Origin of the sequence: Tepidiforma sp. (assembly GCF_034432735.1) — a bacterium.
Lineage (GTDB): Bacteria > Chloroflexota > Dehalococcoidia > Tepidiformales > Tepidiformaceae > Tepidiforma.
In genome coordinates this window covers 1-1,511 of the sequence record NZ_DAOUBJ010000070.1, presented here as the reverse complement: position 1 = coordinate 1,511, position 1,511 = coordinate 1, and the positions used below count along the sequence as shown (strand labels likewise).

Below are 1,511 nucleotides of genomic sequence, written 5' to 3'. Positions count from 1 at the left end.
ACCTCGGCCGCATCAACCTCTCCCGCCGCGCCGTCCTCCTCGGCGAGACTCCCGAGCAAGCCGCCGCCTCCACCCGCGACTCCGGCCGCGACCGCGGCGACCGCGGCGGGCGCGGCGGCCCCGGTGGCCCCCGGCCCTCCGACCGCGACCGCGGCGGGCGCGGCGGCAGCAGCAGCGGCTCCCCACAGCCCCAACGCAGCAGCCCACCCACGCCCCGCCCCACGCCCGCACCCTCCGGCCCGACCGGCGCCGCGACCCGCGGCTGGGTCCGACGCACCCCCGCCGGCGACGCACCCCCGCCCCCGCGGCGCGACTTCGGCGGCGGCATGGGCGACGACTGACCATCCCCACCCAGAACGCCCACCCACCCACGAGGCCGCCCCCACCCGGGGCGGCCTCGTTCACCCACCGCCCGAACCCACTCGCGCGCTAGGCCGTCACTGGCTCCCGCCATTCCGCTGGCTTCGCACGCTCCGCCTCCGGCAAAGGCCGAATCCACCACCGGTCCTCGTACTCGCTCCACAAATGCCGGAGCTTCGGCATCACCTTCTCCGCGAAGAGCCTCGTGTTGTACATCACCTTCTCCCGCGGCATGTTCCCGATCTGCATCAAGCACATCAGGTGACCCACCCGCAGCCCCCGGATCACCTCCTCCATCTGCTGCGCCACCCCCTCCGGGCTCCCTGCCACCACGTACCCCTGCTTCACGAAATCCCCCCACGTTAGCCCCGCACGTTGCGCGCTCGCCTGAGCCCCGACCTGAGCCGTAATCCCCGCCTTCACCGTCCGCAGCGTCCGGTAGCCAGGCGCGTCCGCAAACCCGCCGTACACGTGCAAACAGCGGTTATAGAAATAATCCACGTGCTCGCTGTACAGCCGCTCCGCCTCCGCATCGCTCTCCGCCACACACACCAACTGCAAAAAGCCAGCTCGATACGGATTCATCTCCGCCCCCATCTCCTCCACCCGCGCCCAGAACTGATCCATCACACCCTTCCCCCTCATATAGCCAAAATACGAGAGGTAGCAATAGACATAATCCCGCTCGGTCGTCCAATCCCACGTCTCCAGCGAACCGCCCCCCGGGATCCAGATCGGCGGATGCGGCTGCTGCAGCGGTCGCGGCCACGGATTCACATAGCGCACCTGGTTGTACTTCCCGTTGAAGTGGAACGTCTCCTTGTTCGTCCAGGCCTGAAGAATGAAGTCGTGATTCTCGTAATACCGCTCTCGCAGCGTCGCCGGCGTAAAACCGTACGCAAAATTCGTGTCCATGCTCGTCCCCACCGGGAAACCCGCCACCAGCCGCCCACCCGAAATACAGTCGAGCATCGCGAACTCCTCCGCCACCCGCAGCGGCGGATTGTAGAGCGCAATCGAATTCCCCAACACCACCAGCCCCGCCCGCGACGTTCGCCGTGCCAGCGCAGCCGCGATCAAATTCGGGCTCGGCATCAGCCCATACGCATTCGAATGATGCTCGTTGCAACAGATGCCATCGAACCCACACA

Annotated in this window: 1 protein-coding gene and 1 pseudogene; one reads left to right on the top strand and one right to left on the bottom strand. The window is 67.6% G+C overall.

What is annotated here, in order from left to right:
- Positions 1–341, top strand: a pseudogene (locus VAE53_RS06885) (hypothetical protein); the annotation flags it as partial.
- Positions 342–429: 88 nt separating this feature from the next.
- Here the strand turns inward: VAE53_RS06885 and VAE53_RS06880 are convergent.
- A partial coding sequence (locus VAE53_RS06880) for an LLM class flavin-dependent oxidoreductase (RefSeq protein ID WP_322818628.1) occupies positions 430–1,511 on the bottom strand: 1,082 nt, incomplete at its 5' end.